This window comes from Phycisphaerales bacterium, from assembly GCA_029268515.1.
GTDB lineage: Bacteria > Planctomycetota > Phycisphaerae > Phycisphaerales > SM1A02 > JAQWNP01.
Map to the genome: position 1 here is coordinate 25,346 of JAQWNP010000011.1, position 13,884 is coordinate 39,229.

The 13,884-nt window shown below is 52.0% G+C and carries 17 protein-coding genes; 9 read left to right on the forward strand and 8 right to left on the reverse strand.

The features are described from left to right. Positions 1-17 precede the first annotated feature (17 nt). Both P8J86_08360 and pyrF read right to left on the reverse strand, forming a co-directional pair. A complete protein-coding gene (locus tag P8J86_08360; GenBank protein MDG2054706.1) occupies positions 18-1,574 on the reverse strand; it encodes an extracellular solute-binding protein in 1,557 nt (518 codons plus the stop codon). Between the two features lie 19 nt (positions 1,575-1,593). Next, complete coding sequence (pyrF, locus tag P8J86_08365) at positions 1,594-2,475, reverse strand: orotidine-5'-phosphate decarboxylase (GenBank protein ID MDG2054707.1); 882 nt, start codon at positions 2,473-2,475, stop codon at positions 1,594-1,596. 182 nt (positions 2,476-2,657) lie between these two features. Here pyrF and P8J86_08370 point away from each other — a divergent pair, with 182 nt between their 5' ends. The 4 genes from P8J86_08370 (at position 2,658) to P8J86_08385 (ending at position 5,395) form a co-directional block, all read left to right on the forward strand. Further along, positions 2,658-3,068: a DUF971 domain-containing protein gene (locus P8J86_08370; GenBank protein MDG2054708.1), complete on the forward strand. Its 411-nt coding sequence runs from the start codon at positions 2,658-2,660 to the stop codon at positions 3,066-3,068. Further along, on the forward strand, positions 3,065-3,610 hold the full coding sequence (locus tag P8J86_08375; protein ID MDG2054709.1) for a thioesterase: 546 nt from the start codon (positions 3,065-3,067) through the stop codon (positions 3,608-3,610). The genes P8J86_08370 and P8J86_08375 overlap by 4 nt, the downstream gene beginning before the upstream one ends. A 5-nt stretch (positions 3,611-3,615) precedes the next feature. Beyond that, positions 3,616-4,731, forward strand: coding sequence for a glycosyltransferase (locus tag P8J86_08380; protein ID MDG2054710.1), 1,116 nt, complete (start codon positions 3,616-3,618; stop codon positions 4,729-4,731). 391 nt (positions 4,732-5,122) lie between these two features. After that, positions 5,123-5,395 (forward strand): hypothetical protein, encoded by a 273-nt coding sequence (locus tag P8J86_08385; GenBank protein ID MDG2054711.1) that lies wholly within the window; start codon positions 5,123-5,125, stop codon positions 5,393-5,395. 113 nt (positions 5,396-5,508) lie between these two features. On the opposite strand, the gene P8J86_08390 is transcribed toward P8J86_08385, so the two are convergent. The 4 genes from P8J86_08390 to acpS all read right to left on the reverse strand — a co-directional run bounded on the left by P8J86_08390 (position 5,509) and on the right by acpS (position 8,278). After that, positions 5,509-6,660, reverse strand: a complete 1,152-nt coding sequence (locus tag P8J86_08390; protein MDG2054712.1) for a pyridoxal phosphate-dependent aminotransferase — start codon at positions 6,658-6,660, stop codon at positions 5,509-5,511. 38 nt (positions 6,661-6,698) lie between these two features. Further along, positions 6,699-6,932 carry a small basic protein gene (locus tag P8J86_08395; protein MDG2054713.1) on the reverse strand — a complete coding sequence of 78 codons (234 nt, stop codon included), beginning with the start codon at positions 6,930-6,932 and terminating at the stop codon, positions 6,699-6,701. 31 nt (positions 6,933-6,963) lie between these two features. Next, on the reverse strand, positions 6,964-7,767 hold the full coding sequence (locus tag P8J86_08400) for a hypothetical protein (protein MDG2054714.1): 804 nt from the start codon (positions 7,765-7,767) through the stop codon (positions 6,964-6,966). 121 nt (positions 7,768-7,888) lie between these two features. Then, positions 7,889-8,278 carry a holo-ACP synthase gene (acpS, locus tag P8J86_08405; GenBank protein ID MDG2054715.1) on the reverse strand — a complete coding sequence of 130 codons (390 nt, stop codon included), beginning with the start codon at positions 8,276-8,278 and terminating at the stop codon, positions 7,889-7,891. Between the two features lie 106 nt (positions 8,279-8,384). Here acpS and P8J86_08410 point away from each other — a divergent pair, with 106 nt between their 5' ends. Next, complete coding sequence (locus P8J86_08410) at positions 8,385-8,840, forward strand: SRPBCC family protein (protein ID MDG2054716.1); 456 nt, start codon at positions 8,385-8,387, stop codon at positions 8,838-8,840. A gap of 25 nt (positions 8,841-8,865) precedes the next feature. On the opposite strand, the gene P8J86_08415 is transcribed toward P8J86_08410, so the two are convergent. Continuing rightward, positions 8,866-9,699: a hypothetical protein gene (locus P8J86_08415; protein ID MDG2054717.1), complete on the reverse strand. Its 834-nt coding sequence runs from the start codon at positions 9,697-9,699 to the stop codon at positions 8,866-8,868. A 60-nt stretch (positions 9,700-9,759) separates the two neighbouring features. Between P8J86_08415 and P8J86_08420 the strand changes: the two genes are divergently transcribed. Genes P8J86_08420 through nth form a run of 3 tightly spaced genes read left to right on the forward strand, consistent with a single transcriptional unit; the run spans position 9,760 to position 11,539 of the window. After that, positions 9,760-10,266: a molybdenum cofactor biosynthesis protein MoaE gene (locus P8J86_08420; protein MDG2054718.1), complete on the forward strand. Its 507-nt coding sequence runs from the start codon at positions 9,760-9,762 to the stop codon at positions 10,264-10,266. Next, on the forward strand, positions 10,263-10,844 hold the full coding sequence (locus tag P8J86_08425; protein ID MDG2054719.1) for a hypothetical protein: 582 nt from the start codon (positions 10,263-10,265) through the stop codon (positions 10,842-10,844). The genes P8J86_08420 and P8J86_08425 overlap by 4 nt, the downstream gene beginning before the upstream one ends. A 5-nt stretch (positions 10,845-10,849) precedes the next feature. After that, entirely contained in the window at positions 10,850-11,539 is a 690-nt protein-coding gene (gene nth / locus P8J86_08430) for an endonuclease III (protein MDG2054720.1), read from the forward strand. On the opposite strand, the gene P8J86_08435 is transcribed toward nth, so the two are convergent. Beyond that, positions 11,517-12,989: a hypothetical protein gene (locus P8J86_08435; protein ID MDG2054721.1), complete on the reverse strand. Its 1,473-nt coding sequence runs from the start codon at positions 12,987-12,989 to the stop codon at positions 11,517-11,519. The genes nth and P8J86_08435 overlap by 23 nt on opposite strands. A gap of 167 nt (positions 12,990-13,156) precedes the next feature. Between P8J86_08435 and P8J86_08440 the strand changes: the two genes are divergently transcribed. Then, positions 13,157-13,879, forward strand: a complete 723-nt coding sequence (locus tag P8J86_08440) for a RecX family transcriptional regulator (GenBank protein ID MDG2054722.1) — start codon at positions 13,157-13,159, stop codon at positions 13,877-13,879. Positions 13,880-13,884 lie beyond the last annotated feature (5 nt).

Below are 13,884 nucleotides of genomic sequence, written 5' to 3' on the forward strand. Positions count from 1 at the left end.
TGCTTTACTCCCTCTATTCAGCCCTGCTGCTGAGCCATTTCAATAATCCGCTCACAGTTCTCTCGTACAAAGACACCAAATTGCTGACGAAGCATATCAGCGGGATCTGCATTGAGATTCCACATGCCGTCAGGCCACCAGGCCCCCTTCATAATTAAGCCTGTTGACTCATCCGAAACATTTTTCAGATAACCACGGTTGATGACGGGCAAGTTCGCTGAATCTGCGAGCGACAAGAGCTTGCCATCTGGCGTCAACACGCTTGGCATTGAATCGAATAACTCCAACATCTGCTTGAGTTCGGGATCGCTGACATCGGCTGCCGTTACGAAACCCAATTCCGTCGGAAATCCTGGATGATTAATGATGGCTGCCCACGCCTCTTCAAGTTCGGTACCTGAATCAATGGCCATCGCACCGAAAATGATGGCAATGAATGACCGAGCATCTGAAATTGGATGTTCGATTGGTGTTGCCATTTCAAATGGGTTGACTTGATCGACGAAACGACTCATGTATTGCTGATACATTCCGCGCAGGGCGGGAAGTCGACGCAACTCAAATTGCAGTGGCCCAAGCTCATCACTTGAATCGTCATCAACACGAAACTGCCACATCGCCTGGCCTTGGTCAGAGAGGGCAAACTGCACAAAACGTCTCGCCAGCTCTGGGTGAGGCGGGTTATGAAGCATTGAAATTGGATCTGCATCAATCAGTGTCTTGCCGGCCGGATCGATATAACCAATTCGATCATGACCTGTGGCTTGCCGCACTGCTTGGGCCTCATACCGACCAAAAAAGTCAATACAGACACCCATCGCAGCATCACCCTGACTGACTTCAGTTGGAACTTTCAATGAACTTGCAGCAATACTCCTTGCGTTGGCCGCAGCCCGACGAAGAATTTGCCAGCCACGCAACCACCCCTCACGCTGTAAGATTGCCTCAAAGGCGGTTGTCACTGAGCCTGACTGAGCTGGATTCACAAGAGCAACCCAAGACAGCAGCTCAGGCTGAGCAAGATCAACCCAGGTGGTCGGATCTTTTAGGTTCAATTTCCTTAGAACATCGCGGTTGTACACAATACCGAAGGCAGAGAGCGCCGCTCCAAACCAATAACGCTCAGGATCATAGAGCCGACCGCCACCAATCTCGTTGGGACCGTAAACCGAATCCAGCCAAGATTGTTCAAAGTCGATCGGTGCCGTAATTGATTGGCCAGCAACACCTTTTTTGAGTTTGCTGTGTTCGTAAGAGCCCCCACCAAAAACGAGATCTGCCTCGCCACCAGGCGACTCACCTCGCTCGATCGAACTCGTAAACTGAGACACAAGCATCTTACGAATTTCACTTGTACCACCAGGCACGCTCCATGCAATTCGAGCTGGCGTGCCATAGTGCTCTTGGTGCCACTTTGAAAACCCTTGCTCAAACTCATAACGAATCTGTTCGTTATGGGGTGTCATGATCACCAATGTGGGAATGTTCTCATCGATTTCACCGACTTTGGGCCGGAAGGCAAACGGTACGCCTAACAGCACAAGGAAAACAATAATGACGATGAACTTACTCAAGATAAATACCCAATGCGACTCAACGCAATCCCACCATGCTACCGATCTCATCTGCGAACCGTCGTGCTTCCTGGCCAACTGCTTCCTGCCACGACTGCCCCTGCTGAATATCGGCATAGATCACTGATCGACTTGCTGTCACAACAGCGCCTTTTCCCTCTCTTGTAAAGCAGTTACGAACGGTTTCCGCGCTGCCACCTTGAGCACCATAGCCTGGCACAAGAAATATCTGCTGAGGCATCAGCGCTCGCAGTTTGGCTGCGCTTTCAGGACAGGTCGCCCCAACGACAGCGCCAAGCGCACTAAAACCAGATTGGCCAACATACTTCGCACCCCATTGAGCGACGCAAGTAGCCATGACCTCAGCAATGGTCTGTCCATTGGCCATCGCCGTTTCCTGAAATTCCGTTGCTGATTTATTTGAGGTGCGAACCAATGCAAAACATCCGCCCCCCGTCGCCAGAAAGGGCTCAATACCATCCAAACCCAGATAGGCATTGGCAGTGATCCAATCTGCATGCATCACACCGAAGGCAGCATGTGCATAGTGCTCTGCTGAGATACCGATATCGCCCCGCTTGGCATCCAAAATGACAATCAGATGACGCTCCCGAGCTGCGGCAACCATTTGTTCCAAGATATCAACGCCGGGCGCACCATACCTTTCGAAGCAAGCCGCTTGAAATTTGACCGCAGGAACAACGCCTGCCACTGCATCCAATACGCCTTGACAAAAGTGCCCTATTGCTGCAACCGGAGAACGATCCTGGAGCGACTTTGGCAAACGCTCCAAGACAGGATCGATCCCAACGCAAACTGGAGCAGCTAATGTCGTTATGGCATCAGTCATTGCATCACTGTGATGCATCTGCTGTGAACTTGAAGTGCCATTTGTTTGCATCAAAGAGTCCTTCCTCACTGCGCCTGCCAACCGAGGTCCACGCGCCGGCTGTCGCTGGGACATAGCCTACATGATGCGAACCATGGTCAGTGCTGAGATTTCCAGTAGTGATGGTTGGTATTGCATGTTTTGTGGCCATGCTGGGCAGACCATGATCTGAAGAGCACTTGATTCCCAAGAAAATGAGTCCAGATGACCGTGTCCAGGCTCCTAAATTGCCAATCAGCCATCTCAGCCAGCGTGATAGCAATCCCCACCGATACAATAAGTTCGTGAAAGAAGCACCAATACACCTCGACCTGAATCGCCAGCAAGGCCTGACCATTTCTTGGCCTGATGGCCATGACTCGTTCTACCCCATCGCCTATCTCAGACGCATGTCACCCTCAGCTGACGCCAAACAAATTCGTGAAGAGCTGAAGCAGAATCCATTGACGGTGCTGCCTGCCACCAACAGCCAGGAACCACTGACCGCAGAGACTGCCGAACTGGTTGGCAACTACGCCGTTCGAATTCGATTTTCTGATGGCCACGATACGGGCCTCTTCTCATGGCGATACCTTCGCCAAATTGATCCGGACACAAACTCATGAGTCAACATCTGACCCATGCACTTCGACCTATCACCAAACCGATCGATTTGACCGGCCTCGATATTCCTCATCCCGCTCCCTTTCTTTGCTCAATGACGGTCAATGCCAAACTACTCTCGGAAACAATCGCCCATCTTTCAAATATTCAATATGTTTCACTCATTGATCGCGCCGCAGAATTGGCCGCAGACGCCGCCGGCTTCTGCCGAACGAGACTCCTCGAGGAAGATCGAATGTGGTTTGTTGCACGCCATGAAATCGATTACATCAAAGAAGTCATCGGTGGCCAAGAACTGTTTATTGCGACATGGGTTCGCAATGTCCGGCGTGTCAAGAGTTGGCGCCAAACCCTCATGTTCATCGCTTCTCCAGATACTACTGATGCGAGAGAGAAGCCAAATATAATCGTCTGTCGGGCGGCCACGCTCTGGGTCCTCGTCAACCTCTCTTCACGCAAACCGATGTCAATGGATCAAGAGATGATTGATCGCTTTGCACCTGTTGAGATGGATACCAGAAGAACTTTACTTGAACTTGAGTGAGCCTTATGCACGTTGCGATGCTCATGGATCCCGAACGTATCTTGGCTGAGTATCCGATGCTCAATCGCCTCTGTATCGGAATGATTGACCAGGGCGTGCGCGTGACAAGAGTGATTCCAGATGATCCAATGACGCCTGCAATCATTGCAAGCGAGCGACGCATTGCACTGGCACCTCGTATTGAAGTACCAATACCAATTGCACCCTGGATGCGCCGCAATCGTGCCGCTCGAGTCACAGCAGCGCTCGAACGTCAACCGCCCGATCTCATCTATGCCATCGGCGAGCAAGTCACTGGCCTGGCAATGGACATTGGCCAGAACCTTGAACGACCTGTGGTGCTCGACATTTGGAGCTCGCGCGTTGCCGCTCGTATTCCAAGGGGCAGGTCTGCCCGGCCCTTGGCGGCCTGTGTTGCTGCCACCGAACCATTGCTCAACCTGGCAGCTCAACGATTCGATGGACATCATGTCCACCTGGTACCAATGGGCATACCCATGAGTAGTGATTCTGGCCCCGGTTCCCAACTGCCAAATGCTCGCAAGAATTGTCCAGGCATGACGCCGATTGCTGTGATGGGTACGGCCCACAACGATATTCCAGCCTATCGCGCCATGCTAGGCGCCGTGAGGCGATTGCTTGATGAGTATCCAGATCTCCACCTCTTTCTCGAACTTCGTGGACCGCGCGCCCATGGCATCTGGCAGATTGTGCAACAGCTAGATTTGCTATCCCACGTATCCACGCTGCCCGACGCACAACTCTACCGGGCCCTCCTCACACAGTCAGCAGTTCTCCTGATGCCCGATCCAGCTGGTGAAGTGCGCACACTGATGCTTGAAGCCATGTGGCAAGGTGTTCCAATCGTGACACGCGAAGATCCCTATCTTGACATGCTCCAGGAAGATGTTTCCGCCTTACTCTGCCAAGCTGGAGATATTGAACATTGGACACGACAGATCAAACGACTGTTGAGTGACGATGTGCTTCGCACCCGACTGACTTCAACCGCACGGGCCATGGTCAGCCAACAAAATCGAACGACAGATCAAGTGATGACCCTCATTGAGTGCTTGGATCTCGCAGCACATGGCGGCGTCCATCAGTTCCCAGGCAGCTAGCCATACGCAATAAACGGCCCTTTGGAGCAAGCTATCCCGAAGCTTGCCCCCATATTTGCGCCAAAAATAGCGCTCCACTGGGCTAGGTCAATTGCGGAGAAAAAATATGGCGAGATGGAGGCCTGTGGTCCGACACCATTCCAGGTCACTGCAAGGGCCCATAACTTGATCTTTCTCCCCTCCGCCCCGTTGGTGCATCTGTACCAACGGGGTTTTTCTAGCAAACGACGCCCCGCTCAGAGCAGGACCAAGCATGTTTTAGTCCCCAAGTTGCCCTGATACTAATGCGATTGCTACACTTTTAGTGCTTGAAATGCAGGGAGCCCAATAGCAGTAGCGCCCTTGCTCATCTTATGACGGATACTCTTCCTTCTTGATCCAGGAGACCCTTATGATCACACGAAAGTCCACAGGACTCTTTATTCTTACTCTCTCAGCAGCGCTCGCTGTTGGCCTCACTGGCTGCGGCAAAGGCAAGGGAACGGGCGGGTCAACACCCCCACCAGGCACAACCACATCGCCAAATGGAGGCTCCGCTTCTTCAGGTGGAACGCCAACCAGAAACCCCAATGCTGCACCAGTCGCACCAGTTGGAACGTCGAGCAACGCGAATACCCAATCACCCCCTCCAGGAATGACTGGCGGCGCTGGACGAGGCAACTAATTAAGCTGACTCTTCACGCGCAAGCATTATTCTTATTTGAATAAAGCAATGAATTGGCCGGTTTCGACCGGCCAATTTTTTGCGCGGCTGCGACGCACTGAAGATCCAGCTGCCTAGCGCTTCAACATTAAACGTCGCAAGATTTCAAGCCCTTGCGCCAGACGCTCGTCATCGATCGCAAAGCTGATTCGAAAGTGTGTGTCTCGATGGCTAAAGATATGACCTGGAATCACGATCACATTTTCTGCCATGGCCCGATCTGTAAACTCGGTTGCAGTCTCACCAAGTTCAGGTGGCACCTCAACAAAGGCATAAAATGCACCACTGGGATGAGTCAGATTGGTCACAGATGACAGAGCCTCAACAACCATATCTCGCTTTTTCTCATACGCCGTGATGAATGGCGCAAGATCAACTGATCCAATGGCACTGATACTGGCCTGCACAATCGACGGGGTACACACAAAGGTGTACTGCTGAAGCTTCGCCATCTCATCAATTAAGACCTTGGGCCCAGCAGCATATCCCAGGCGCCATCCAGTACACCCGTACGTTTTTCCCATACCGCGAATCAACAACATCTCTTGCGTACGATGCGCGGGCGTGGGAAAGCGACCATTCTCCAAGCCATCGCTAAAAGTGAAGGCGTCATAGATCTCATCCGAGATCAGAACGAGGTTATGAGCACGGCATAACTCTTCAAGATCGATGAGCTCAGCTTCGCTAAGCACCACACCACTGGGATTCCCCGGGGAATTAACAATGACCAATTTGGTACGGTCGGTAATGAGCGGCTCAACACGATCAGCCGTCATACGAAAATCGGGGTAGGTATCCACATAAACTGGCTTACCACCCATCATCTCTGCCAGTGCAGGATAAATAACGAAGTAGGGATCAGGCATGATCGCCTCATCACCTTCATCGAGTAGCGCCATAAAAGCCAAGGAAATGGCCCCAGTCGTACCGCTTGTGAGTATCAGCTCTGTCGTTTCACTTGGGATCTCCCATCCAATGTCTGAACGCAGATGGGCTGCAAGCAAAGCTGTTGGTGCATCAGCACCTTGGGTCATCGTGTAACCATTTTGACCATTATCAATAGCCGCTTTGACCGCTTCTCGCATCGGCGCTGCCACCTCAAAGTCTGGCTGGCCAATCGAAAGATTAATTGGATCAAACAGTCGAGCAGAGCGCTCAAAGGCGCGGCGTATCCCCGAAGCATCAAGCGAGCGCGCCCGCTTGCTGATAAGACCTTGCAAATCCATTGTTCACCTTCTCGCCTACTGAATCAGCGTAAGAGCAATCAGCTCTTTTCCTCGCCACCCTCAGCTGGGGCATCCTCATCATCGGTCGTCTTCTTTTTCTTTGCCGTTACGACAAGACGATGTGCCACCTTAGGAAGATTCAGCGGTGAGTCTGAGGTTGCATCGAAGCTCCCCTCGCTGGTTAGCTGCGCAATGCGCTCAGCCCGCGTTAAAACATTTCGATGCTGGTTTAAGCCCGAGGGCTTTGTCTTGAGACTTCGATCAAGGCTCATGGCTGTCAATTCCCTTCACATGCACCTGGTATCAACTCGCCGAGCGATAAAGGCTCGGGTATGCATCACTCAGATCACGCCCGCCGCCCGCACGCTTCCACGCACGCCCGGCTTTATGAATGTCGCTCTCGAGTTCGAGCACCCAGGGGTCATTTCGCTGAGTCGACTCGAAGCCCGGCACCGCGATCACACGGTGGAACCGATCATTCTTGCCTGGAACGACGTAGGTTTCAAGCCCCCTGGTGCGACAGAATTCAGCGAGAGCCACCATTTCTTCTCCATGCCACTCAGCGAGGACAAAGTAGTTCAGCCCTGAAACCCTTAAATCGCTCTCAATGGGCCCCCAAGCCGCCTCAATGTTGCCATTGTCCCCAAGACTCTCATCTCCTGCAGCCCCAGGCAGTGGTGGCACCAATATTGAGTTTGTTGTTGTGGCCAATGGATCAACGACTGAAAGCTGACCACCAGCTGCGATCATCTGGCCTGAATCAGAAGCAGTCCCTGTCATCTGTGCAATAGCAACATCGCGGCCGCGACGGTGACCAATCATGTAACTCATCAAGACAACCACCAAAACAAGTACCGCGACTGCCACCACAATACCTGATGGCACACGAAGCGCTGAACCGGCCATCAACCAGCTTGAACCACCATTTGATGACGATCCTTGGGTCGTTACAGAAGGTTTTGATTGCACCGGCCGCACTTGTTTATGCACCGCTCGATGACCTTTGCGGCGTGCTGGAGGCGCGGGCATGCTCTGCCCCCCATTACCTGCGGAACGCTTGCCTATGACCTCATAGAGTGCCGGACCTCTTGATTTCTTACGTGTCATCGGAGTCCTCCTGACGACTTAAAACTGCATCCATGCGTTCGATTACATCTTACAAAGACTAGTCTACCGCGATAAATCGAGACAAGTACCAGTCAATTCAACCTGATCATTGGGCTTCAGTTTACTGATCCGAGGTCGCAATAGCACTCGCCACTGCATACATCGGCGTATGACTCAAGCTAACTAACCATTTTGAGATACCGCGTTCTTGAGCAATCTCTAAACAGCGTCCATGCAGCTCTACGCTGGGTGCACCGCTGATCGCACGCTGAACGCCGATATCCGTCCAGAGCATCCCAGAAACAAGGCCTGTGCCCAATGCTTTGAGGACCGCCTCTTTGCAGGCAAAACGCACGGCATACCTTTCAGCCCGCCTTCGCTGAGCATGATCTGCATGAATACGCTCTTCTTGGGTGAAACAGCGGTGGGTAAAACGCGTTCCATGGGCGTCTAAAAGCCCTTGGATTCGCTCTACCTCAACACAATCGATGCCATGTCCGACAACTGCCATCGCTGCATCCTACCCCCCTTAGAGCAATGACGTCACGAAGCAATGGCATCACTTGCTCTCAGCAGACGGCACCGCAAAAAGGGCCCCTTCCACATACAATGAGCTGGTGAAAGCAATTGCTCTAGAGATTGAGATTAATGCTCCCATCGAACAGGTGTTTGCCATCTTCACAGATATTCAACGATGGCCAGAGATGATCCAGAGCATGACCAAAATCGAACTGCTCACCGCTGGGCCCGTCGGCCGAGGAACGCGTTTCCGAGAAACACGACAGCTGTTCAAGAAAGAGGCTCACGAAGATATGGAGTTCACTGAGTTTCAGCCGCCAAACAGATACGTCCTTGAAGCAACTTCACACAGCACCCATTACATCTCTACCTTTACATTCAGAAAGAACGATGATGGGGCCACCTCTCTGCGCATGACCTTTGTAGGCAAGCCACAGACACTGATAGCCAAAACCGTTGGAAGCTTCTTATTTTTCTTCTTCGCAGGCATGACCAGAAAGATACTGGCGGCCGACCTCAATGCGATCAAAACAACCATTGAACAAGACTGCTAACGACGAGCCTCAACGAACGACTGTTCTACCCCGCGTGTGAGGCCCATGCTTGCTGGGTCTGAATCAAGCCCGCCCAAGGATCTGGCCAGCCCCGTGCGCTGACAACCACTGGGCGCTCAAACCCATTGACAGCCAAGGCCACCTTCAGCGCCAGTAAGTCGAAGCAGCGGGCGCCATCTTCCAGTGGACGGGTAGTGCCATCTGGATTCTGATCTCCCAGACGCAGTCCCAGTAGTCGGTCACCAGCGGAGTGAACTGCTTTCACAGGATCTCCACCGTTTTGCAAGACGGCCAGACAATCGACACCTCGCATCACCAGATCACGCTCAGCCCACAAGCCATCAGTGCGAAAGTCAATCAAGGGCACACCGCGATGAGCAGCCCTTTCGATCACTGCAACAACACTCGAAAGCTCCTGAGCGGAGTCCTCCGACACGGCAGTACCATCGCTTGCTGGTTCATGCTTGCCTTGAACTTTGCCAAGAGCTGGAAAGTGAACGCCTAAACCCACAGCACCAAAACCTCCAGATGCTGTGGACAGATCGCCTGCCAAGTCAATCGCATCCATCAGGTTTGAGACCACCTGATCTACATGAACAGGGTCGTGGAACAATGCAGGGGGAAAAAATGCATCCAGACCCGCCAAGACCAGGCCGCGTTGGCGCAGCAATGAAATCAAACCACGCCGTGATGACGAGTCGAGTGCTCTTGGATAAAAAGCAGGCTGGTCAATTCCCAATTCAAGCGCTGAAAACCCCGCTTCTGCCAATCGATCTATGACCGCACGTGGCGAACGCCCCAAGGTACTCAGGGTTGGGGCTAATGGGATAGCGTTGGCGATGTCATCGAAACCTGACACACCAAGCACCCTAACGGATCAAGCGTCACTTCGCTCTAGGCATGGTCGTTTGGGAGAGCCATGCCTGGTCGGATACGATCTCGTGACCAACCCATGACCAGTCACACCAATATCTCCCCTTCGCCAGATGATGTCGCACTGATTCAAGGACCACTCTGCGCGAATATTGACTCGGCCGGTGAGCCCAATCTTGGTGGTGAAGTCATTTTTCTTGGTCGCACGCGACATGAAGTACATCCAACCCACGGAACACTCAAGGCGCTGACCTACAGCGCCTATGAATCAATGGCGATCTCACAACTCAATGAACTCGCCGCCCAAGCCAAACAACATCACGGAGCCACTTCAGTGCGAATCCATCATGCCTTGGGGCATGTCGCACCCGGAGAAATCAGTGTGTATATACAAGTTCGATCTGGACATCGAGCAGAAGCATTCACCGCCTGTCGCTGGCTTATTGATGAATTAAAACAACGCGTCCCAATTTGGAAGCAGGAAATCTGGGAGGCGAAACAGACATGGGTAACTGGCACACCGCCTGCACAACCGGAGGCTCCCACAAAATGAATGCGTTTCTTGCATCTTGTTACTGGTTAGCACTGACGATCTGGATTGCGGCGATCCTCGCTCCTGCCGCCGCTGGCATGGCGGTCTTTCGTGTGCTCCCACAACTCAATGGCACCTTCCCTGAATTCACCGCTCTAGCGACTGCCAATCAAGCGGCGATTGCCGGAGGGCATATTGTCAATCCACTTTTCATTTTCTCTAATGTTGTACAACTTATTTGCGCAGCTATCGCAATATTTTCACTTGGCATTGAACAACTTTACTGGCGACCAGCCCACCACTCCCGCGCCGACTACGTTCGCATTCCAACACTGCTCACGGCAACCGTTTTGATACTGGTTGAAATATGCATTTTGGGACCAATCGCCAGAGAACATCTCTATGCCTACTGGAATGCAGTCCAAAGTCATTCGATGGACCTTGCCAATCAGGCAAAAAGTGCATTTGATGCCTTACATCCCGTCGGAACAACGCTCTACGCAATTACCTTTGGCCTCCTACTGATAACAGTTGTGGCCTCGGCCGTGGCATACACGCCTTCACACTCAAGCCTCCTGGGCACCGGAAACAATTCCTAAACGCCATGCCAAATCAACGTCGCCCTCGATCTTCTGAGCCTCCGACAGTCACCACTGCCCAGAAAGCTCGGGCCAAACGCATCCTCCAGGCACTCCGCAAAAGATATCCAGATGCCCATTGTGAACTGACTTACACAACAGCCCATGAACTGCTCGTGGCAACAATACTGTCCGCCCAATCGACTGATCGTGCCGTTAACAAAGTGACGCCAACACTTTTCAGTGCCTTTCCTAGCCCCCTTGACTATGCGAAAACAACACCTGAGAAAATTCAACCCTTGATCAAGACGATTGGTCTTTTTCGCAACAAAGCCAAGTCTATTCACGCCTCTATGACACGCATACAGGAAGTATTCGATGGGCAGGTACCGAATAATATGCAAGACCTTCTCACACTACGCGGCGTCGCTCGCAAGACTGCCAACGTGGTCCTAGGAAATGCTTACGACATCAACGTTGGCGTCGTTGTTGACACGCATGTTTCTCGTCTGGCCAATCGATTTAACCTGTCGCAACAGAGTCGCCCTGATTTAATTGAGCAAGATCTCATGGCACTTTTCCGGCGCGATGACTGGACCGACCTCAGCCATTTGTTAATTTTTCATGGACGCCAGGTCTGCAAAGCTCGAGGCGCCACCTGTCGGGATGACGCCATCTGTAAGCACTACTGCTCTAACGCTTCGTCTTCGTGTTGACCCACTCCACCGTGCCAAATCCTGCAGGGCTTGCGTAGGCCGCCCCGCGCCCAGAAAGAAGCGGCTGCAACGCATGAATTGGACCAGGCAATGGCATTGACTCAACCTCAACAAGCGAAAGGGATGTTCCTGCTAATTGAGGCGCCTCCTCGTCGATACTGGCTGCATCCGGAGTGTCCCTTGAGGAAACCCCACCGGTGTCTTGGACCTGAAGCACGATAATCCCATCATCATGCCCGACCCAAAAGTCGCCTTCGACAGAAACAACCGTCGACAACGTACTGCCTGACGGCGCCGCCCAAACATACTGGCGTTGAGCATCTTCGAGGACTGCTGTCTTTCCATCAGCAGCCAGCTTGAGCCGCATCTCATTGATCACTGCTTCACGTACGGGCCCATACAACTCTTCTTTGGGCTCAGGCCATGGCACTGCATCATTGGTTGATGCTTTATAGAGCCAATATCCCTGCCCAGAACCAGCAAGAATGTGACGCCCATCGGCGACCGCATAAGCAAGGCCTCCAGGCGAACGCACCACATTGAAAAAAGTATCTCCAGGGCCAAGCTCATCGGTACCAAAGCGATAAAGGCTTCGACCAAACGAACCAACCACCGCAATATAATTATCTGCAACCGGCATGATGTCTCGCGCGCCACGGACAGGTATATGGCTCTGACGGATTAAGTTGTCACCTCGCAAACGAAAAACGTCAATACCACCATCGCCAACCACCCAAATGGAGTTATCAAAGAACCGAACTGAGTAAACTCGGCCGAGATGAAACAACGTTGCATTACCGCTTGTCGATAGATCTCCGCTACCAGGCACACCGCCAGCATCGTGTACTTCTCGCATGCCCTCAGACATCACTCCAACAAGGCTTCCTTGACGACCTTCACGAACAAAAAGGAAACGGCGCTTTGGATCAAGAACGCCTGGCAGACGATACAGCTGAGTCGCGGATCCGAGGTAGGTCCCATTTTCTGCATCAACAATACGACGGCCAACACAGACCACTGCCCGACCATCCACAAAAACCATCCTGCTTGAGCAACCCTCTAGCGACTGCACCTGACTACCACTGGCAGCTTCATCAATTCGACGGACGCCTTCGTCCCCCGAAACCCACACTTGATTGCCGCGCGTTGTGAGGTAGCGAGGCCTCAAACCCAACTTTTCTTTATCAATCCGCGTCAAAATTTTTGCTTTACGAGGGTTGGCGACATCAACCTCAATCACCGATACGCCATCCATGACCACCCACAATCGATCATCGACAATGACCATATCCACTGCCTGCGACCACAAACCTGGCTCAGATAATGAGATTGTTGCAATTTTCACTGCTGTCACAGGATCAATGATCAACAAATCACTACCTGCCAACTGGAGCCAAAACGCGCGATGCATTTCTGCACGATGGTGGTTACCACCTGCAGTATTTGTCACATGAAGGTCTCTACCTTGATCAAGGTTGTTCCTGGAGGTCTGTGCACAACCCATCACCAGCAAGAACACCAAAAGAGTTACGATATGGGCTGCCCTATTCATCATCTCAGGATACCATCATCAACACGTCCTGATCTAATTGCACATACTTCAATCTGGAGATCTCAATGACAATCCCCTCTCACCGACTATCTCCATCAGATTCTATCGGTGCTCAAGACATGCCAGAGGTCACGCTGGTCTTTAGTCGCCATCGCAATGACCCTGCTTTTTTAAAGGTCCAACTGGGAGATCTCAAACTGGGGAAAGTACACGAGAGCGAAATCGCTGACATGAATTTGACCAACCGAACGGTCTACAAAGGCGAAGAATTCGAAAAGATCAAGCTCTTGATTACGCGTCGCCAAGTTCGGCACAAGTCCATGGCACTACTCGCAAGAAAACCATGGTCAACCAATGCTTTGAGTGACAGGCTGAAAGAGAATTCCTTTGATCCACAAGCAGTCGAAATGGAGATCGCCTACCTCTCTGAAGAGGGTTGGCTCGATGATCAGAAATCTGCTGGACTGATACTCGAATCGCTCACCGAAAAGAATCCGACGAGTCGCACATTGGCTGAAAAGAAACTTAAAGAAAAGGGGTTTGATGAAGAGGCAATCTCTACCGCCCTTGATCATTACTACGCCAAAGTTGATCTTCCCGAAATACTGAAGAATATGGCCATTGAGCGACGAGCATTATTACTTAAGACACACCCCGACTTGTCGGCACAAAAACAAGCGCAACGCATCGCCAGCCAAATCGAAAGGCGTGGGTTCGACGCAGAAAGCATACAAACCGCAATGTCACAAGCTGGGTTTGAACTCGAAGAGCCAATGAGCGACGCTTAAGAAAA